The 19352-nt window shown below is 73.5% G+C and carries 20 protein-coding genes; 13 read left to right on the top strand and 7 right to left on the bottom strand.

Annotated features, from left to right (window positions below; translation table 11 throughout):
* The first annotated feature begins 44 nt into the window (after positions 1-44).
* The 3 genes from ABT295_RS07745 to ABT295_RS07735 are packed head-to-tail and all read left to right on the top strand — an operon-like array spanning position 45 to position 2376.
* The gene (locus ABT295_RS07745; RefSeq protein ID WP_352394701.1) at positions 45-800 is read left to right on the top strand and encodes an LOG family protein; all 756 of its coding nucleotides are present in this window, start codon (positions 45-47) and stop codon (positions 798-800) included.
* Complete coding sequence (locus ABT295_RS07740; RefSeq protein WP_352393809.1) at positions 797-1165, top strand: cell division protein DivIVA; 369 nt, start codon at positions 797-799, stop codon at positions 1163-1165. Before ABT295_RS07745 ends, ABT295_RS07740 begins: the two co-directional genes overlap by 4 nt.
* Positions 1162-2376 carry a putative hexosyltransferase gene (locus ABT295_RS07735; protein WP_352393808.1) on the top strand — a complete coding sequence of 405 codons (1215 nt, stop codon included), beginning with the start codon at positions 1162-1164 and terminating at the stop codon, positions 2374-2376. Before ABT295_RS07740 ends, ABT295_RS07735 begins: the two co-directional genes overlap by 4 nt.
* Here ABT295_RS07735 and ABT295_RS07730 read toward each other — a convergent pair.
* Both ABT295_RS07730 and ABT295_RS07725 read right to left on the bottom strand, forming a co-directional pair.
* Positions 2364-3389: a hypothetical protein gene (locus ABT295_RS07730; protein WP_352393807.1), complete on the bottom strand. Its 1026-nt coding sequence runs from the start codon at positions 3387-3389 to the stop codon at positions 2364-2366. The genes ABT295_RS07735 and ABT295_RS07730 overlap by 13 nt on opposite strands.
* Before the next feature lie 265 nt (positions 3390-3654).
* A complete protein-coding gene (locus tag ABT295_RS07725; protein WP_352393806.1) occupies positions 3655-4467 on the bottom strand; it encodes an enoyl-CoA hydratase/isomerase family protein in 813 nt (270 codons plus the stop codon).
* A 152-nt stretch (positions 4468-4619) separates the two neighbouring features.
* Here ABT295_RS07725 and ABT295_RS07720 point away from each other — a divergent pair, with 152 nt between their 5' ends.
* Positions 4620-4793 (top strand): DUF3117 domain-containing protein, encoded by a 174-nt coding sequence (locus tag ABT295_RS07720; RefSeq protein WP_013493416.1) that lies wholly within the window; start codon positions 4620-4622, stop codon positions 4791-4793.
* A 136-nt stretch (positions 4794-4929) separates the two neighbouring features.
* On the opposite strand, the gene ABT295_RS07715 is transcribed toward ABT295_RS07720, so the two are convergent.
* Entirely contained in the window at positions 4930-5553 is a 624-nt protein-coding gene (locus ABT295_RS07715; RefSeq protein WP_352393805.1) for an O-methyltransferase, read from the bottom strand.
* 71 nt (positions 5554-5624) lie between these two features.
* On the opposite strand from ABT295_RS07715, the gene ABT295_RS07710 reads away from it, so the two are divergent.
* The 7 genes from ABT295_RS07710 to ABT295_RS07680 all read left to right on the top strand — a co-directional run bounded on the left by ABT295_RS07710 (position 5625) and on the right by ABT295_RS07680 (position 13385).
* A complete protein-coding gene (locus ABT295_RS07710) occupies positions 5625-6140 on the top strand; it encodes a hypothetical protein (RefSeq protein ID WP_352393804.1) in 516 nt (171 codons plus the stop codon).
* 130 nt (positions 6141-6270) lie between these two features.
* The gene (gene sigE / locus ABT295_RS07705) at positions 6271-6930 is read left to right on the top strand and encodes an RNA polymerase sigma factor SigE (RefSeq protein WP_502991078.1); all 660 of its coding nucleotides are present in this window, start codon (positions 6271-6273) and stop codon (positions 6928-6930) included.
* 15 nt (positions 6931-6945) lie between these two features.
* The gene (locus ABT295_RS07700) at positions 6946-7662 is read left to right on the top strand and encodes an anti-sigma factor family protein (protein ID WP_352393803.1); all 717 of its coding nucleotides are present in this window, start codon (positions 6946-6948) and stop codon (positions 7660-7662) included.
* Positions 7659-9290 carry a S1C family serine protease gene (locus tag ABT295_RS07695; protein WP_352393802.1) on the top strand — a complete coding sequence of 544 codons (1632 nt, stop codon included), beginning with the start codon at positions 7659-7661 and terminating at the stop codon, positions 9288-9290. The genes ABT295_RS07700 and ABT295_RS07695 overlap by 4 nt, the downstream gene beginning before the upstream one ends.
* 56 nt (positions 9291-9346) lie before the next feature.
* Positions 9347-9697, top strand: a complete 351-nt coding sequence (locus ABT295_RS07690; RefSeq protein WP_352393801.1) for a twin-arginine translocase TatA/TatE family subunit — start codon at positions 9347-9349, stop codon at positions 9695-9697.
* A 68-nt stretch (positions 9698-9765) separates the two neighbouring features.
* Positions 9766-11559: an ABC transporter ATP-binding protein gene (locus tag ABT295_RS07685; protein WP_352393800.1), complete on the top strand. Its 1794-nt coding sequence runs from the start codon at positions 9766-9768 to the stop codon at positions 11557-11559.
* The gene (locus ABT295_RS07680) at positions 11556-13385 is read left to right on the top strand and encodes an ABC transporter ATP-binding protein (RefSeq protein WP_352393799.1); all 1830 of its coding nucleotides are present in this window, start codon (positions 11556-11558) and stop codon (positions 13383-13385) included. Before ABT295_RS07685 ends, ABT295_RS07680 begins: the two co-directional genes overlap by 4 nt.
* A gap of 64 nt (positions 13386-13449) precedes the next feature.
* On the opposite strand, the gene ABT295_RS07675 is transcribed toward ABT295_RS07680, so the two are convergent.
* The 4 genes from ABT295_RS07675 to ABT295_RS07660 all read right to left on the bottom strand — a co-directional run bounded on the left by ABT295_RS07675 (position 13450) and on the right by ABT295_RS07660 (position 17250).
* Positions 13450-14592 carry an Mrp/NBP35 family ATP-binding protein gene (locus ABT295_RS07675; RefSeq protein WP_352393798.1) on the bottom strand — a complete coding sequence of 381 codons (1143 nt, stop codon included), beginning with the start codon at positions 14590-14592 and terminating at the stop codon, positions 13450-13452.
* Between the two features lie 109 nt (positions 14593-14701).
* The gene (locus tag ABT295_RS07670) at positions 14702-15268 is read right to left on the bottom strand and encodes a DUF1003 domain-containing protein (RefSeq protein ID WP_352393797.1); all 567 of its coding nucleotides are present in this window, start codon (positions 15266-15268) and stop codon (positions 14702-14704) included.
* The gene (locus ABT295_RS07665; protein WP_352393796.1) at positions 15265-16572 is read right to left on the bottom strand and encodes a magnesium transporter MgtE N-terminal domain-containing protein; all 1308 of its coding nucleotides are present in this window, start codon (positions 16570-16572) and stop codon (positions 15265-15267) included. The genes ABT295_RS07670 and ABT295_RS07665 overlap by 4 nt, the downstream gene beginning before the upstream one ends.
* Positions 16573-16590: 18 nt before the next feature.
* Positions 16591-17250 carry a hypothetical protein gene (locus ABT295_RS07660; RefSeq protein ID WP_352393795.1) on the bottom strand — a complete coding sequence of 220 codons (660 nt, stop codon included), beginning with the start codon at positions 17248-17250 and terminating at the stop codon, positions 16591-16593.
* Between the two features lie 89 nt (positions 17251-17339).
* On the opposite strand from ABT295_RS07660, the gene ABT295_RS07655 reads away from it, so the two are divergent.
* Together ABT295_RS07655 and ABT295_RS07650 are read left to right on the top strand one after the other, a co-directional pair.
* On the top strand, positions 17340-18413 hold the full coding sequence (locus ABT295_RS07655) for an HpcH/HpaI aldolase/citrate lyase family protein (protein WP_352393794.1): 1074 nt from the start codon (positions 17340-17342) through the stop codon (positions 18411-18413).
* 4 nt (positions 18414-18417) lie between these two features.
* The gene (locus ABT295_RS07650; RefSeq protein WP_352393793.1) at positions 18418-19299 is read left to right on the top strand and encodes an HpcH/HpaI aldolase/citrate lyase family protein; all 882 of its coding nucleotides are present in this window, start codon (positions 18418-18420) and stop codon (positions 19297-19299) included.
* Positions 19300-19352 lie beyond the last annotated feature (53 nt).

Genomic DNA, 19352 nt, shown 5'->3' with positions numbered 1-19352 from the left:
GTGGCGCTGTGACCCCCAAGGAGCCCGCGACCCACGACGAGCCGGTGCGGCCGACCCCGGGAGGCCGGCGCGACGACCGTCGCCAGACCGGCCCGGTGACCCTGCGCCGCGGCAAGGTGCCGCCGACGACGACCGACCAGCGCCTGCTCGAGGGGCAGCAGCCGAGCGACTGGCTGCACGCCGACCCGTGGCGGGTCATGCGCATCCAGTCGGAGTTCGTCGAGGGCTTCGGCACGCTCGCCGACCTCGGGCCCGCGGCCGCCGTCTTCGGGTCGGCGCGCATGCGACCCGACGACCCGGCATACGCGATGGGCGTGGAGGTCGGGCGCCTGCTCGCCGAGGCGGGCTACGCGGTCATCACCGGCGGCGGCCCGGGGGCGATGGAGGCCGCGAACCGGGGTGCGTTCGAGGCGCGCGGCACGTCGGTCGGCCTCGGCATCGAGCTGCCCTTCGAGACGGGCCTCAACGAGTACGTCGACCTCGGCATCAACTTCCGCTACTTCTTCGCGCGCAAGGTGATGTTCCTCAAGTACTCCCGCGGCTTCATCGTGCTGCCCGGTGGCTTCGGCACGCTCGACGAGCTCTTCGAGGCGGTGACGCTCGCGCAGACCCAGAAGGTCACCGAGTTCCCCGTCGTGCTGATGGGCGTCGCCTACTGGAGCGGCCTCATCGACTGGCTGCGCGACACCGTGCACGCCAACGGCATGATCGACCACACCGACATCGACCGGCTCGTGCTGACCGACGACCCGCACGAGGCCGTCCGCATCATCCGCACCTACGAGGAGCCGCGCGCGTGAAGTGGTTCATCCTCTTCGTCGGCGTCGTCGTGCTCTGCGGCGTCGTGGCGCTCGTGCTCGGCCTCGCCGGCGGCGGGATGGGCCGCTCCGGGACGGCCCTGAGCCACGAGCCGCTGCCCGACGAGCCGCTCGCCGACACCGATTTCGACGACCTCGTCTTCGACGTGTCGGTGCGCGGCTACCGGATGGGTCAGGTCGACGGCGTCGTCGACCGGCTGAGGCGTGAGCTGCGCGAGAAGGACGAGCAGATCGCCGTGCTGCGCGGTGAGGTTGCCGTGGCGGCCGAGGACCCCGAGGCGGACGCGCAGCCGGAGACACCCACCGTGCAGTCCGACCCGGCGACCGGCCCCGAACGCCTGGCATGACGTCCGTGACCGCCCCCGGCCGGCGCGGCGTGTTCGTCGGCTGGGTCCTCGCCGTCTACGCCGTCGCGCGCGTCGTCACGACGACGATCCTGCTGCTCGTGATGAGCCGCCAGGTGCCGTCGGGCATGACCGGCGGCGACGACGTGCCGGTGACCTACTTCCCGTTCACGGCGCTGTGGGACGGGCAGTGGTACCAGACCATCGCGCTGCACGGCTACCCCTCGCAGCTGCCGGTGGGGGAGACGGGCGCCGTGTCGCAGAACCCGTGGGCGTTCTACCCGCTCTTCCCGCTGCTCGCGCGGGCGGGCATGAGCGTGACCGGCCTCGACTTCCCGACCGTCGGCTCGACGATCGCCCTGCTCTGCGGGGCGGGCGCCGCGGTGCTCATGGGGCTGCTGCTGCGCGACCGCCTCGGCGACCCTGCGGCATACGTCGTCGTCGCGCTGTGGGCGAGCTTCCCGGCGTCGGTGACGCTGCAGCTGGCCTACACCGAGTCGCTCGCGATGCTGCTCCTCGTCGCCTACCTCTACGCGCTCGCCCGGGAGCGCTGGCTCGTCGCCACCGCGGTCGCGCTGCTCGTCGGGCTGTCGCGACCCATCGCCGTGCCGCTCGGCATCGTGACGCTCGTCGTCGTGGCACTGCGGTGGCGCGCGCGCCGGGAGCGGCCGATCCCCCCGAGCACGTATGCCGCGATGCTGGCCGCGCTCGTCGGCTGCGGCGTCGCCGGGCTGCTGTGGCCGGCCGTCGCCTGGTGGCGCACGGGAGTCAGCTCGGCCTACACCGACACGATGGCCGCCTGGCGCGGCTCGGGCACGGTCGAGCCGTTCACGCCCTGGGTCGGGATGTCGGAGTACGTCTTCGGCCCGACGTGGGGGCCGGTGCTGCTCGTCGTCGTGCCGCTCGGGCTCGTGGCGATGGTGGCAGGCCCCTGGGCGCGCGGGCTGGGCGCCGACCTGCGCACGTGGTCGCTCGCGTATCCCGCCTACCTCGCGGCGGTGCTGGACCCGTTCACGAGCATCTTCCGCTACCTCGTGCCGCTCTTCCCGCTGCTGGGCGTCGTGGTGGGCGCCGGCTGGGCCGACCGGCGGGGCAACGGCTGGCCGCGTCTGCTCGTGCGGGCCGTGCCGCTGCTCGTGCTCTTCGTCGTCGGCCAGTACTGGTGGACCGACGAGCTCTGGCGCTTCGTCCCCCCGAGCGACTACCCGCCCTGACCCCAGCCCGCGCTGACCCGGCCCGCCGCCGAGCCCGTGACCGCCGCCGCTTGCAGCGCGACGGCCGGTCGTGGCGTCACCGTGACGGGAGCACGAGTACCGGAACGGCGAGCGGCCTCGTGGGCCAGCTCGATCCGCCGGAGCTGTCCTTCCAGATCACGCGCGATGGCCTCCGGCGTCACCCCCACGACGACGACGCGCACCGCCGACAGGTCGGAGCCGGCCACCACCGTCGCGTCCCAGTCGAGGGCGCCTGCGTGGAACTGGCGGGACTGCACGAGGACGGCCATGCCGACGTCGTCGAACCACGCGTCCGGTGACGTGAGCGACTCGCCGGCGGGCCCGGTCACGAGAGGGTTGGGCCACGCCGGGGGCAGGGTCGCGGATCGGGCGACGAGGGCGAGCAGGTCGGACTCCGGCACCGACCACGCACCCGCAGCGGCCTCGGCGAGCAGCCGACGCAGGCGCACCGACCCGCGCCGGTTGCGGGCGTCGACCCACAGCTCGAGGTCGTCGAGCCGCACGAGTCGGCGTTGCACGGCCTCCAGCACGAGGGCCCGGGCGTCCCGCTCGCTCGGCAGGCCGGCCGCCGCGTCGACGACGGACCGTGCCAGGCACCCGAGTCGCAGCGGCCCTCGTTCCAGGAGCGGTTCGCCGGTGAGCGACGTGGAGCGGACGTCGACCCAGGCGATCCGCCGCGAGCGATGCGAGTCGGGCACCAGCATCGTGAAGGGCAGGTCGAGCGAGCAGGCGCGCAGGCCGTGGAGGTGCACCGCCGTCCGGCCGGCGAACCATGCCTGCTCCCCGGCGAGGAGCTGCGCCCCGACGAGGCGCTGGTGGTCGGACGGCGGCCCCGTCTGAAGGGCGTAGACGGCGGGGAGCAGCAGCCGCCAGTCACGGCCGATCCGCCAGCGGATCGCCTCGGGGGTGAGCCCGGCCGCCAGCAGCTGGGCGCGGCTCACCACGCCGGCCTGGGCCCTGGCCACGGTGATGACGGTCTGCGGGAGATCCACGTCGTGAGCCTCGCGCAGCTCGGGGCCGTCGGTCTCGGCGCTCTGCGCACCTGTGGACGACCCGGTGAGCGCGCGGAGGGGTGTGGACAGCGGCGGTCTGACGTCGCGGGGATGGGCCGACGCATGAACGGATCGATGAACCTGCGCCAGGTGGGGTGATCACCACACCTGGCGCAGGTTCATCCGCAGGTCGATCCGCAGGCCCATCCCCGTCCGGATGCGGAACCGGCTGCGGCACCGGCGTGCGAGCCGGCGGGCGGGGGGGTCAGGCGCCGGTGTAGGTGGGGTCCTGCTTGGCGAGGAAGGCGTCGACGGCGGCGCGGTGGTCGCTGCTGCCGCCCGTGAGCGCCATCAGCTCGGCCTCGTGGGCGAGCGACTCGGCCAGCCCGGCCCCGGCCGAGAACGCGACGGCGCGGCGGATCGAGCCGTACGCGAGCGTGGGCCCGGCCGCGAGGCGCCCGGCGAGCTCACGCACGGCCCCCTCGAGCTGCTCGGCCGGCACGACCTGCGTCACGAGCCCCAGCGCCAGCGCCTCCTGCGCCGGCACGGTGCGCGGCAGGAGGAGCAGCTCCTTGGCGCGGGCCGGGCCGACGAGCCGGGGGAGCGTCCACGAGGCGCCCGAGTCGCACGAGAGCGCGATGCCGGCGAACGAGGTGTTGAGCCCGGCCCGGTCCGAGGCGACCCGGAAGTCGCAGGCGAGGGCGAAGCTCAGCCCCGCACCTGCGGCCACCCCGTTGAGCGCCGCGACGACCGGCTTGTTCATCGTCGAGAGCAGGGTGACGATCGGGTTGTAGTGGTCGGTGACCGTCGTCGCCAGGGTGGAGTCCGGGTCGCCAAGGCTCCGCACGTGCTCCTTGAGGTCCTGCCCGACGCAGAAGGCGCGGCCCGAGCCGGTCAGCACGACGCAGCGCACCGCCGGGTCGTCGGCCACCTCGCGCAGGGCCGCGACGAGGGCGTCCTTGAGGGCGTTGTCGAGGCTGTTCATGGCCTCGGGACGGTTGAGCGTCAGCCACGCGACGCCGTCCTCGACCTCGACGAGCAGGGGCGGGGCGGCGGGGGAGGCGGGGCTCTGGCTCATGGGCGTCACTCTCTCCCAATCCGCCGACCGGTGGAAGTCCGCCGCCCCGACGGGGGCCCCGACGTGCCCTCTGTCACATCCCCAATTAGGTCTCGCAAACGAGACACGGAATAATGGGGCCAAAGACCGAGGATTCCTAGGGAAGGGGAACCATGGCAGCAATGAAGCCGAGGACCGGCGACGGACCGCTCGAGGTCGTCAAGGAGGGTCGCGGCATCGTGCTGCGGATGCCCCTGGAGGGGGGCGGTCGACTCGTGGTCGAGATGACCCCCGACGAGGCTGCGGCCCTGCGTGACGCGATCCAGGGCTGCGACGGCGTCAACTGACCCCTGCTTCCTGATCCGCCACGACGGCCCCCGACCGCACGGTCGGGGGCCGTCGTGCGTCCGGTGCGCGGCCGAGCCCGTATGCCGGGTGGCGCGCCTTCCGGCATCCGTGCAGTGACGTGCTCGGGGCGCGCCCTCAGCGCTTGACGGCGACGAGCAGGCCCTCGCCCACGGGCAGGAGCGAGACGGTGAACTGGTCGTGGTCGCGGATGGCGCGCCCGACCTCGCGCAGCGTGCGGGTCTCGGCGTCGCGGTTGGCGGGGTCGGATTCCTTGTCGGACCACGTCATGACGAGGGTGCCGCCCGGGCGCAGCAGGCGGGTCGCCTGCGTGAGGTACTGCGGGTACTCCTGCTTGTCGGCGTCGACGACGACGAGGTCGTAGGCGCCGTCGGTCATCCGCGGCAGCACCTCGAGCGCGCGACCGGCGATGACACGGGTGCGCTGGTGGGCGATGCCCGCCGAGGCGAAGGCGTCGCGGGCGGCGCGCTGGTGCTCGGTCTCGAGGTCGATCGTGGTGAGGATGCCGTCGGCGGGCATGCCGCCCAGCAGCCACAGGCCCGAGGCGCCCGCGCCGGTGCCGATCTCCATGACGGCCTTGGCGCCGGAGGCGGCCGCGAGCATCTGGAGCACGGCGCCCACGCCGTTGCCGACGGGCTGCGCGCCGAGCTCCTCGCCGCGGCGGCCGGCCTCCTCGACCGGCTCGCTCGGGGTGACGAACTCCTCCGCGTGCGACCAGGCGGCGACCTTCTGCGTGCTCATGGTCGTCACCCTACTGCGATCGGGCGACCGCCCCGAGCGCGGCCAGCATGCGGAGCGGGTACGGGACGGGCATGGACGACGACGCAGCGACCACCGAGGACACGACCGGCGTGGACGGCGGGGGCGCCGACGCACCGACCGCCGAGCACCGCCGACCGTCCGGCGTCGACGACGCCACGGTCGAGGCGCTCGGCAAGCTCTCCGAGGCGCTCGAGGTCGTCGAGGACGCGCGCGGCCACCTCTACGGCTTCCACCGCCTCTCCGGGATGGCCGACCTGACCCTCGGCGAGGCGGTCGACCTCTTCCGCGACGCGGGGCACGACGAGCTCGCGGACCGACTCGAGACCGAGCTCGTCGGGCGCAACGTCGTGCAGGGACGGTGGACCTTCCAGCTCGTCGAGGAGTACGACGACGACTACTACGCGACCTTCAAGCGCCTCGAGGCAGGCGCCCGCGACGACCTCGTCGGGGGCCGCAGGCACCTCTTCGAGGCCGAGATGAAGGAGGACCGCCGCACCCATGGCCGGCGCCACCACGAGGCCGTGCCGCATGACGGCGGCGAGCAGGACCCCGCCGCCGACTCCTGAGCCGCCCACAGCCCATCCACAGGTTCCCGCTGGCGGCCCGACAGGCCCATCCGGGAGCATGCAGGGGAACGAATCGAGAAGCGTCGGCGTTCAAGCCGATGAACCGTACCCGTGAAAGGCCCGTGTCCTCGTGACGACCAGCGTGACGCCCAACCCGCCCACCTCGGTGGAGCAGGCCGACTCGGCGTGGACCCCTCCCACGTGGGAGGAGATCGTCGAGCAGCACTCGGCGCGCGTCTACCGGCTCGCCTACCGCCTCACGGGCAACCCGCACGACGCCGAGGACCTGACGCACGACGTCTTCGTGCGCGTCTTCCGCTCGCTCCACTCCTACCAGCCCGGCACGTTCGAGGGCTGGCTGCACCGCATCACGACGAACGTCTTCCTCGACAAGATGCGGCGCAAGCAGCGGATCCGCTTCGACTCCCTCCCGGAGGACGCCGCGGGCCGCCTGCCGAGCTTCGAGAAGGGCCCGGAGCAGACCTACCACGACGCGCGCTTCGACGACGACGTGCAGCGCGCGCTCGACGCGCTCGCGCCGGAGTTCCGCGCCGCCGTCGTGCTCTGCGACATCGAGGGCCTCTCCTACGAGGAGATCAGCACCACGCTGGGCGTCAAGCTCGGCACCGTGCGCTCCCGCATCCACCGCGGCCGCGCGCAGCTGCGCGAGGCGCTGGCCCACCGGGCCCCGGAGGTCGCTGCGGTCGCGACGGCCGCGCCGGCCCAGGGCCGCGCCGCTCGCGCCGGGCTGCGCCTGCCGGGTCGTCGGGTCGCCGCCGGGACGCGGTGACGGGCCGGTGATGTCGTGACGCCGCACCTCAAGGGACACGTCCGTGCCTACGTCGACCGGGCACTGCCCCCGGCGCTGCTGCACGTCTACGACCGTCACCTCGTGTGCTGCACCGTCTGCCGGGCCGCCGCCGACCAGGAGCGCCGCATCGTCGCCGCGCTGCGCGCCGACACCGGTGTCCCGATGAGCCTGCGCACCTCGCTGATGGGCCTCGCCGCGCACCCCGTGGAGGGTTCGGCCGCCCCCGACGCGTCCGCCGGTGCGCGCGACGCGGGCGTCCCCCGGGTGCCCGCCCTGCCGGTCGGCTTCCGTATGCCGTCCGCACCGTCCTACGAGCCCGTGCCCACCGTGGCCCCGACCGCCCCCGCGCTGCACCGTTCGCCGATGCGCGCGGCCGTCGTCGCCTCGCTCGCCGCGGGCGCCTCCGTCGCGGCGGCCTGGGGACTCGCGGTCTCGCCCGTGCCCGGCTCGCCCGTGCCCTCGACGGCCCGCGTGCCGGCGGCCACCTTCGGCACCAGCGCCGTCGGCGCCGTCAGCGCCGTGAACTTCGGCGGCTCGGTGCTCCCGGGCAACCGGGTGGCGCCGGTCCTGCGCGAGTCGCAGCGGTCGCGCACCGTCGGTCTGGGCGGCCTGCCGTACTGGGCCGTGACGACCCGCTCGGCGGCGATCGCCTCGAACGCTGCCGCCCCGGTGCGCCTCACGGCCCTGCGTTCGGCACAATCGGGTCCATGACCGACGAGTCGAGGACGCCGGAGCCGGAGCAGAGCCACGCCCCCGACGCCGCCCTGCCCCCCGAGGCGGGTGGCGCCCAGGCTGCTGGAGGCGTGCCTTCGGAGCAGACCGGCATCATCGACCTCGACGACACGCGCGCCATCCCGGCCGGGGCGACCCGGCCGATCGGCAGCGCCGACCCCGCCGTCTCCACGGCGTCGGCCGCCGCGCGCCGGTCCGACGAGGAGCGCGACGAGGCCTGGTTCGACGTCTTCGGCGGCGAGCACCCCGGCGACGGTGCGGGCGTGCCGGCGCGGGCGGACGCCGCCTGGGGGAGCGACCGCGCGGACGCGCTCGCCGAGCAGGCCCACCGGGCCACCTACGCCCCGCCCGTCGACCCCGCCCTCGCAGCGCCCTCCGCCGCCCACGGCGCCCCCTCGGGGACCGCGGGCGCGGGCGCGACGACCGTGCCGGCATACGGGGGCGCCGTGCCCGCCGACCTCGACGGGCTGCCGGGCGACGGCGCCGGCGGCCCGCCCGGTGGGGTGCCGCTGCGCGACGAGCCCGCCGGACGCCGACGCCGGCGCGGACCGCTCGTGCTCGCCGTCGTCGGGCTCTGCCTCCTCTCGGGCGTCATCGGCGGCGTGGCCGGGCAGCTGGCCGAGGACCGCATCAACACCGGCGTGTCGACGCTGCCCCCGCCCGGGCCCGGCTCGACCCAGCGCCCCGCGGGCTCGGTGGCCAACATCGCGGCGAACGCGCTGCCGAGCGTCGTCACCATCAAGGTCGACGCCGGGAGCGAGGGCTCGGCCACCGGGTCCGGCTTCGTCGTCGACGGCAAGGGGCACGTGCTGACGAACAACCACGTCGTCGCCCCCGGTGTCGGCGGTGACATCGAGGTCGTGCTGAGCAACGGCGACACCGAGAAGGCGACCATCGTCGGACGCGACGAGAGCTATGACCTCGCGGTGCTCAAGATCGCCCGCACCGACCTCACACCGCTGCAGCTCGGCCCCTCCGACAAGGTCGTCGTCGGTGACCAGGTCATCGCCGTGGGCGCGCCGCTCGGGCTCGACCAGACCGTGACGACCGGGATCGTCAGCGCCCTCAACCGCCCGGTGTCACCGGGCGAGCCGGGGGAGTCGTCCTACATCAACGCGATCCAGACCGACGCCGCGATCAACCCGGGCAACTCCGGCGGCCCGCTGCTCGACATGGCGGGCAAGGTCATCGGCGTCAACAGCGCCATCGCCCGCGTGCCGGGCACGAGCGGCTCGACGGGCGGCAGCATCGGCCTCGGCTTCGCCATCCCGAGCGACCAGGCCCGGCGCACCGCCGACCAGCTCATCGCCACCGGCAGGGCGAGCCACCCCGTCATCGGTGTCGGCCTCGACCGCACCTTCAGCGGCGAGGGCGCGCGCGTCGTCGACAAGCCGGATGCCGTGACCGCGGGCGGCCCCGCCGCCAAGGCCGGCGTCAAGCCCGGCGACGTCATCGTCGGCTTCGAGGGCAAGCGCATCCGCACGGCCGACCAGCTCATCGTCTCGATCCGCGCGCGGGCGATCGGCGAGACCGTGACGCTCACGGTCGAGCGTGACGGGCAGGACGTGGACCTGAAGATGACGCTCGAGGCCGATCCGCCCAAGTAGCACTCGGGACGTCACCGTAGGATGGCGCCGCCGATACGCGTGGAAGGGCAGGGACAGTGTTCGACATCAACGGGTGGGAGCTGCTCCTGCTCGGTCTGCTCGCGATCGTCATCCTCGGACCGGAGCGACTGCCCGACTACGCCGCGAAGTTCGGCCGGTTCGTCCGGCAGGCGCGGACGATGGCCGACCGGGCGCGCCAGCAGCTCAAGGACGAGATGGGTCCGGAGTTCTCCGACGTCGACTGGTCGGCCTACGACCCGCGCCAGTACGACCCGCGCAAGATCGTGCGCGACGCGCTCGCCGCGCCGGCGGACGAGGACGACGCCGTGGTCGAGGACAAGCCGGTGAGCCTGCCGCGGCAGCACGACCCGGCGCTGCCGACGCCGTGGGACACCGACGCCACCTGAGGCGCGGCGCGAGAAACCTCTGACCCAGAGGCACCGCTGTCGGTGGCTGGGTTTATCGTCACTGCTTGATGCCTGCTGAACCCACCTCGCACCCACCCGCCTCGGTCCGATCGCTCTGGCGCCTGCGCGGCTACCTGCGCCCGCACCGGTGGGCGCTCGCCGTCATGTTCGCCGCGTCGCTCGGTGGCGTCGGCCTCTCCATCGCCATCCCGCTCGTGACCCGTGCCGTCATCGACGGGCCGATCACCCGGCACGAGCTCGCGCCGGTGCTGCCGCTCGGCCTGCTCGCGCTCGCGCTGGGCGTGCTCGAGGCCGTCCTCATCTTCGTGCGCCGCTGGGTCCAGTCCAACGCCGTGCTCGGTCTCGAGACCGAGCTGCGGCGCGACCTCTACGAGCGCCTGCAGGCGCTGCCGATGAGCTTCCACACGCGGTGGCAGTCCGGCCAGCTGCTCTCGCGCGCGACCACCGACCTGTCGGCGATCCGGCGGTTCAGCGGCTTCGGGCTGCTCTTCCTCGTCGTCAACGTGCTCCAGGTCGTCGCCGTGACGGTCGTGCTGCTGACGATGTACTGGCCGCTCGGGCTCGTCGTCGCGGCGACCGCGGCCCCCATCGTCTGGCTCTCGATGCGCTTCGAGCGGGCCTACGTCGTCGTGTCCCGGCAGGTGCAGGACCAGCAGGGCGACCTCGCCACGCAGGCCGAGGAGGGCGCCGTCGGCATCCGCGTCATCAAGTCGTTCGGCCGCAGCGACCACATGAGCCGCCGCTACGACGACGCGGCCCTCGAGCTGCGCGCGACGAGCCTGGCCAAGGTGCGCCTCTCGGCGAAGTTCTGGACCTTCCTCGAGGTCATCCCCAACCTCGCGGTCGTCGTCGTGCTCCTCCTCGGCGCCATCGGCGTCGGCCGGGGTGCCTTGACCCCCGGCGAGCTCGTCGCCTTCATCACCCTCATGCTCTCGCTCGTCTGGCCGGTGTCGTCGCTCGGGGTCATCCTCGCGATGGCCCAGGAGGCCATGACCGCCGCGGCGCGGGTGCTCGAGATCTTCGACACCGAGCCCGACATCGTCTCGGGGGAGCACCCGGGCGCCGCGGCGCGGGGACACCTGCGCTTCGAGCACGTCGACTTCGCCTTCCCCGACGCGCCCGACGAGCCGGTGCTGCGCGACGTCAACCTCGACGTGGCGCCGGGGGAGACCCTCGCGCTCGTGGGGGCCACCGGCTCGGGCAAGACCGCGCTGACCGCCCTGGTGCCGCGGCTCTCCGACGTCACCGGCGGCCGCGTCACGATCGACGGCGTCGACGTGCGCGACCTCGACCTCGAGACGCTGCGGAGCCTCGTCGCGACGGCGTTCGAGGAGCCGACCCTCTTCTCGATGAGCGCCCGTGAGAACGTGACGCTCGGCCGGTCCGACGCCCCGGAGGACGACGTCCTCGCCGCCCTCGACGTCGCACAGGCCGGCTTCGTGCACGACCTGCCCTGGGGCCTCGACACCCGCATCGGCGAGCAGGGCCTCTCGCTGTCCGGAGGCCAGCGCCAGCGGCTCGCCCTCGCCCGGGCCGTGCTCTCGCAGCCGGCGGTGCTCGTGCTCGACGACACCCTCTCGGCGCTCGACGTGCACACCGAGAAGCTCGTCGAGCAGGCGCTGTCGAGCGTGCTCTCCGAGACGACGGGCCTCGTCGTCGCCCACCGGGCCTCGACCGTGCTGCTCGCCGACCGGGTGGCCCTGCTCGAGCACGGCACCATCACCCACGTCGGCACGCACCGCGAGCTGCTCGACACCGTCCCGGCCTACCGCGAGCTGCTCGCGGCCGACGGCCCCGACGCGACGGACCGGGCCGACGCGACCGAGGAGATGACGGCATGACGGCCCCCACCCAGCAGTGGCGCGGCGTGGCCGCCGACGACATCGAGGGCGACCTGACGGCCGAGACCTCGGCGCGGCTCGCAGGCCGGTCCCAGCGGCTGCTCCGTGAGGTGCTGCGCCCGTGGCGCCGGGCGCTGTGGTGGCTCATGGTGGTCGTCGTCGTCGAGAACGCCGCCCGGCTGTCGATCCCCTACCTCGTCAAGGAGGGCATCGACACCGGCATCCCGCCGATCCGGGCCTCGGGCGACCTCGGGCCGCTGCTGCTCGTCGTCGGTCTGGTGCTCGTCGCGACGATCACCCAGGCGATCTCGCGCAACCTGTTCCTCGTCCGCTCGGGCATCATCGGCCAGGACATCCTGCTCTCGATCCGGCGGCGGGTCTTCCGCCACTTCCAGGCGCTGAGCCCGGCGTTCCACGACCGCTACACCTCCGGCCGCGTCATCTCGCGCCAGACGTCCGACGTCGACGCCATCTACGAGATGCTCGAGACCGGGTTCGACGGGCTCGTCACGGCCGCGCTGACGCTCGTCGGCACCTCGGTGCTGCTCCTCGTGCTCGACGTGCGGCTGGGTCTCGTCGCGCTGCTCTGCGGCCCGGCGCTCGCCCTCCTGACGAACTGGTTCCGCAAGGAGTCGGCGAAGAGCTACCGGGCGACCCGCGAGAAGGTCGCCCTCGTCATCGTCCACTTCGTCGAGTCGATGAACGGCATCCGGGCCGTGCAGGCGTTCCGCCGCGAGCCGCGCAACCAGGCGATCTTCGAGGACGTCAACGACCAGTACCGCCGGGCCAACCTCGTCGCCTTCCGGCTCGTCGCGTGGTTCATGCCGGGCATCCGCCTCATCGGCAACGTGACGATCGCCGCGGTGCTGCTCTACGGCGGCTACCTCGCCTACCACGGCGAGGTCACCGTCGGCGTGCTCGCGGCGTTCCTGCTCTACCTGCGCCAGTTCTTCGAGCCGATGATGGAGATCTCGCAGTTCTACAACACCTTCCAGTCGGCGACGGCCGCGCTCGAGAAGCTGTCGGGGGTGCTCGAGGAGGAGCCCGACGTCGCCGAGCCGGTCGACCCGGAGCCGCTGCGCGACGTCGCGGGCGAGGTGCGGTTCGACGGGGTGCGCTTCGAGTACGTCGCGGGCCAGCCCGTGCTGCCCGGGCTCGACCTGACGGTGCCCGCCGGCCAGACCGTCGCCCTCGTCGGCACGACCGGCGCCGGCAAGACGACCATCGCCAAGCTCGCCACCCGCTTCTACGACCCGAGCGACGGCGCGGTGCGCCTCGACGGCATCGACCTGCGGCGGCTCGCCTCGGACGACCTGCACCGGGCCGTCGTCATGGTCACGCAGGAGAACTACCTCTTCAGCGGCACCGTCGCCGACAACATCCGCTTCGGTCGCCCCGAGGCGAGCGACGAGCAGGTGGAGGCAGCGGCTCGCGCCCTGGGGGCGCACGAGTTCATCACGGCGCTGCCGCAGGGGTACGGGACGGCCGTCTCGAACCGCGGCGGCCTGCTCAGCGCGGGTCAGCGCCAGCTCGTGGCCTTCGCCCGCGCGTTCCTCGCCGACCCCGCCGTGCTGATCCTCGACGAGGCGACGAGCTCGCTCGACATCCCCTCCGAGCGCCTCGTGCAGCGCGCGCTCGACACGATCCTCGCCGGGCGCACCGCCATCGTCATCGCGCACCGGCTCTCGACGGTCGAGAACGCCGACCGGGTGCTCGTGCTCGAGCACGGGCGGATCGTCGAGGACGGTGCGCCGGGCGACCTCGTGGCGGCCGGCGACGGGCGCTACTCCGACCTGCACCAGGCCTGGGTCGACTCCCTGGCCTGACCGCGCGGCCCGGGCGCCGGGTCACCCCGGCGCGCGGGCGCGCGCCGCGCCGGGCCGGCGCGCGTCAGCGGCCGGCGGGAGTGAGTCCGAGCGAACGGCCGGCCAGGCCCCGAGCGCGGGAGCCGAGGCGGCGGGCGATGCCGCGCAGCGCCACGGCGGCGGCTGTGTCGGGCGCCCCCAGCACGACGGGGGTGCCGGCGTCGCCACCCTCGCGCAGGCGCGTGTCGAGCGGGATCTGGCCGAGCAGCTCGACGGGCGCGCCGATGCTCTTCGTCAGGGAGTCGGCGACGGCCTGGCCGCCGCCCGAGCCGAAGATCTCCTGGCGGGTGCCGTCGGGCAGCTCGAGCCAGCTCATGTTCTCGATGACGCCGACGACCCGCTGGTGGGTCTGCAGGGCGATCGATCCGGCCCGCTCGGCCACCTCGGCGGCGGCCTGCTGCGGGGTCGTCACGACGAGGATCTCGGCCGTCGGGATGAGCTGGGCGACCGAGATCGCGATGTCGCCGGTGCCCGGCGGCAGGTCGAGCAGCAGCACGTCGAGGTCGCCCCAGAAGACGTCGCCGAGGAACTGCTGCAGGGCCCGGTGGAGCATCGGCCCGCGCCAGACGACCGGCTGGTTGCCGGGCACGAACATGCCGATCGAGATGACCTTCACGTCGTGGCTGACGGGCGGCAGGATCATGTCGTCGACCTGCGTCGGGCGCTGCTCGACCCCGAGCATGCGCGGCACCGAGAAGCCGTAGACGTCGGCGTCGACGACGCCCACGCGCAGGCCCTGCTCAGCCATCGCGGCGGCGAGGTTGACCGTCACCGACGACTTGCCGACGCCACCCTTGCCGGATGCGACGGCATACACGCGCGTGAGGCTGTTGGGCCTGGCGAAGGGGATCTCCTTCTCGGGGGCGCCCCCACGCAGCTGCGAGCGCAGCTCGGCGCGCTGCTCGTCGCTCATGACGTCGAGCTCGACCTCGACCGACGTGACGCCGTCGAGCGCGAGGAGGGCGTTGCTCGAGTCCTTGGTCAGCGTCTCCTTCATGGGGCAGCCCGAGACGGTGAGGAAGATCGCGAGGTCGACCTTGCCGGCGTCGTCGATCTCGACCGACTTCACCATGCCGAGCTCGGTGATCGGCTTGCGGATCTCGGGGTCGTTGACCTTCGACAGCGCCGTGAGCAGGGCGTCACGGCTGGGCAGTGCGGCGACAGACATGTGCTCCATCGTATGCCGCGGTGCAGGCGCCCCCGACCGCCCCCGGTGTCTACCGCAACACACCGTGGAGGTCACAACCCACCGGGATCGGATGCCGGTGTGTCGTGACCTACTCGGTGTGTTGCGCGGGCGGGGGCGGGGTGTCGTCGTCGCGGCCGCGCAGCAGGGCGCGGTCCTCGAGCTCGTCGAGGAGCGAGCGCAGCTCGGAGCGCACGAAGTCACGGGTCGCCTGCTCGCGCAGCGCGAGGCGCAGGCTCGCCACCTCGCGGGTCAGGAACTCGGTGTCGGCGAGGTTGCGCTCGTCGCGGGCGCGGTCCTGCTCGAGCGCGACGCGGTCGCGGTCGGCCTGCCGGTTCTGCGCGAGCAGGATGAGGGGCGCGGCGTAGGAGGCCTGCAGGCTGAGCATGAGGGTGAGGAAGATGAAGGGGAACTCGTCGAAGACGAGGCTCGTCGGCGCGAGCACGTTCCAGGCGATCCACGCCGCGACGAAGACGGTCATCCCGATGAGGAACTGCGCCGTGCCCATGAACCGCGCGAACTTCTCGGACAGGACGCCGAAGGCCTCCTGCGTCAGGGTGACCCGCGGCAGCACCCGGGCCCGCTTCTCCTGCGGCTGGTCGAGCTTGTCGCTGCGCACGCTGCGCGGGGTGCTGCGCCGGTCGGCGCGCTCGCTCACGGCTTGACCCCCAGCTCGTGCCGGGCCTCACGCCAGTCCTCCGGGAGGATGTGGTCGAGCACGTCGTCGACGGTGACCGCGCCGATGAGGCGCCCGTCGTCGTCGACGACCGGCAGGGAGACGAGGTTGTACGTGGCGAGGGTGCGCGTCACCGTCTCGAGGGACGCGCTGGCCGCGACGGGCTCGATCTCCTTGTCGATGATCGAGCCGACGGCGCCGTGCGGCGGCTCACGCAGCAGGCGCTGGATGTGCACGAGGCCGAGGTAGCGCCCGGTCGGCGCCTCGAGCGGCGGCCGGCAGACGTAGACCATCGAGGCGAGCGCGGGGGCGAGCTCCTCGCGGCGCACCGTCGCGAGCGCCTCGGCGATCGTCGCCTCGGGGCCGAGCACCACGGGCTCGGTCGTCATCATGCCGCCGGCGGTCTTCTCGTCGTAGGCGAGCAGGCGGCGCAGGGGCGCGGCCTCGTCGGGCTCCATCAGCTGGAGCAGCTCCTCGGCCTGCTCCGGCGGCAGGTCGGCGAGCAGGTCGGCGGCGTCGTCGGGCTCCATCGCCTCGAGCACGTCGGCCGCGCGCTCGTTGGCGAGGCCGGCGAGGATCTCGACCTGGTCGTCCTCCGGCAGCTCCTCGAGGACGTCGGCGAGCCGCTCGTCGTCGAGCGCGGCGGCCACCTCGGCGCGACGCTTGGGGTTGAGGTCGTGGATGACCTCGGCGAGGTCGGCGACCTTGAGGTCGTCGTAGGTCTCGAGGAGCCGCTCGGCGCTCTGGGCGCCCGACTGCTGGTGCAGGCCGACGACGTCGCGGATGTCGACGAGCATCGTCTTGCCCGACCGGCGCCGGGTCAGGCGCGACATGGCCTTCGAGGCGGGGGAGATGCCCGCCGAGGCCTGGCGCACGAAGACCCGGGTGCCCAGCCAGTCGCGACGCGGGCCCTGCTCGATGGCGACGTCCTCGACGAGGGCGTCCGCGAAGCCCGCCTCGACGGCCTCGGGTGTCGTGACGCGCACGGACCGGTCGAACAGCTCGGCCGCGACGAGCACCTCGTTGGTGCGCTGCTCGAAGCGGCGCATGTTGACCAGGCCCGTCGTGATGACGGCGCCGGCGTCGATCGAGGTCACGCGAGTCATCGGGACGAAGACGCGCCGCCGCCCCGGCACCTCGACGACGAGACCGATGACGCGGGGCTCGGGGCGGCTCACGGGGAACATCACCACGACGTCGCGGACGCGCCCCACCTGGTCACCGAGCGGGTCGAAGACGGCGAGGCCGGTCAGGCGCGCGACGAAGACGCGGGTGCTCGCACTCATGGGCCCAAGGCTATGCGGTCAGCGTCCGTCGAGACCGACGCCACGTCGCCGCCGCTTCCTGCGCTGCTTGGCGCGGGCCTTCGCGGCCCGCCGCTCGGCCTTGGCCTCGGCACGCGCCCGCCGCTGCTCGGCCTTCGTCTCCCCGCGCCCACCCCAGTGCCAGGGGCGCCAGGAGGTCGTCGTCGCGGCGGTGCGGGCGGGGGGCGCGCGGTGGTCGTCGGCGGCATACGACCCCGGCGACTCGAGGGGGGCGCCGAAGGGCACGAGGGCGGTGACGGTGCACTCGGCGGCCCAGCGCGTCACGCTGTCGTCGACGGCGTTGAGCCGCGCGGGACGCAGCAGGTCGGTGGCGCGCTGCCACTGGCTGCTCCCGGGCTCGAGCACGTGCACGCGGGCGCGCACCGTCAGCAGCCGGCCGCCGGTGTCCTTGCTGCGCAGGACGAGGCGCACCTCGGGCGGCAGCCACGGCAGGGGCTGCTCGCCCGGACCGCTGACCACGAGGGCGGCGCCGTCGTCCCAGACGTGCCACGCCGGCCAGGTGCGGTCGTCGGCCACGTCGATCCAGAGCAGCCCCGACTTGCCCATCGTCTCGGCGAGCAGTGCGGCGCCGGGGGCGGGCGCGGCGGGGTCGGGGGCGTCGGTCGGCTCGCCCTGCTGCTCGGTCGCGCGCTCGGTCACACGGCCACCCTAGTGACCCGCGCCTCATCGGCGGAGGGCGTGACTGTCGTCATAACGCGGGCCGACCCGCCGTTGCTACGTTGACCGCCATGCGCAGCGCCAAGGACTTCTTCCGCCCGCTCGCGGTGGGGGCGCCGACGCCTCTGACGCAGGTGCCGGCCCGACCGTCCCGAGTCATCCACTTCTTCGACCCGAGCAACCCGAAGATGGCCGCGAAGGTGCCCGGCATGGTCGGCACCGTCGACGTGCTCCTCGGCAACCTCGAGGACGCCGTCAAGGCCGACCGCAAGGAGGCGGCGAGGGCCGGTCTCGTCGAGATCGCCAAGGCCACGGACTTCGGCGAGGACACCCAGCTCTGGACGCGCATCAACGCCCTCGACAGCCCGTGGGCCCTGGACGACCTCACGACGCTCGTCACCGAGATCGGCGACAAGCTCGACGTCGTCATGGTGCCCAAGGTGCAGGGCGCCGAGGACATCCACTACGTCGACCGCCTCCTCGCCCAGCTCGAGGCGAAGGCGGGGCTCACCCGGCCGATCCTCGTGCACGCCATCCTCGAGACCGCCCGCGGCATGGTCAACGTCGAGGAGATCTGCGGGGCCTCGCCGCGCATGCAGGGGCTCTCCCTCGGGCCCGCCGACCTCGCGGCCGACCGGCGGATGAAGACGACCCGCGTCGGCGGCGGCCACCCCGGCTACCTCGTGCGCACCGACCCCGTCGACGGCGACGTGCAGGGGGAGCGCACGACGGCGCAGCAGGACCTCTGGCACTACACGATCGCCCGGATGGTCGACGCCTGCGCCATGCACGGCATCTACCCGTACTACGGCCCGTTCGGCGACATCCAGGACGTCGTCGCCTGCGAGGACCAGTTCCGCAACGCGTTCCTCCTCGGCTGCGTCGGCACGTGGTCGCTGCACCCGGTGCAGATCGAGATCGCCAAGCGCGTCTTCAGCCCGTCGGCGCAGGACGTGGCGCACGCGCGCCGGGTCGTCGCCGCGATGGGCGACGGCACGGGCGCGGTCATGCTCGACGGCAAGATGGAGGACGACGCGAGCCTCAAGCAGTGCCTCGTCATCGTCGAGCTCGCCGAGCGCCTCTCGCAGACCGACCCCGCGCTCGCCGAGCTGTATGCCGCCGCAACCGTCCCGCAGGAGGGCTGAGCCCGTGACCGTCGAGTCCGACACCTACCGACCGCGCCGCTCGGTGCTCTACATGCCGAGCTCGAACGAGCGCGCCCTCGAGAAGGCGAAGACGCTTCCCGTCGATTCGCTGATCCTCGACCTCGAGGACGCCGTGGCACCGGATGCGAAGGACGCCGCACGTGAGAACGCCTGTGCGGCAGCGCGATCCGGTGACTACGGTCGACGCGAGCTGACGATCCGGGTCAACGGTCTCGGCTCGCAGTGGCACGACGCCGACCTCGCCGCGGCCGCAGCGGCGGGCCCCGACGCGATCGTCGTGCCGAAGGTCGGCTCGGCCGACGAGGTGCGGGCGCTCGTCGCCGCGATGGAGGCGGCCGGCGCCCCCGCGCGCACGCGGCTGTGGGCCATGGTCGAGACGCCGGTGGCCGTGCTGCACGCCGAGGAGATCGCCCGCGCGTCGAGCCGACTGGCCTGCCTCGTGCTCGGCACGAACGACCTCTACAAGGAGCTCGGTGCGTCCTTCGCGCCCGGCCGCGCAGCCATCGCGACGAGCCTGCAGCTGGTGCTGCTCGGCGCGCGGGCCGCGGGCGTCGCGGTGCTCGACGGCGTGTTCAACGACGTCTCGGACGCCGAGGGCTTCCACGCCGAGGCGCGGCAGGGACGCGAGCTCGGCTTCGACGGCAAGACCCTGATCCACCCGGCACAGGTCGGCCCGGCCAACGAGGTCTTCGCGCCCGACCCCGGCCAGGTCGACGACGCGCGGGCCGTCATCGCGGCCTTCGAGGAGGCGCAGGCGCAGGGGCGGGGCGTGGCAACCCTCAACGGCCGCCTCATCGAGAACCTCCACGTCGACACGGCCCGCAAGGTGCTCGCCACGGCCGAGGCCATCGCCGCCCTCTCGTGATCCGACGGCTCCATCGGGCGGGAGCGTGGCCGGCGGGATCGGCCGGAGTCCCT

Source organism: Terrabacter sp. NPDC000476 (assembly GCF_040300125.1).
Taxonomy (GTDB): Bacteria; Actinomycetota; Actinomycetes; order Actinomycetales; family Dermatophilaceae; genus Terrabacter.
Note: the sequence above shows the minus strand (reverse complement) of the source record. Positions and strands in the feature narration are given on the sequence as shown.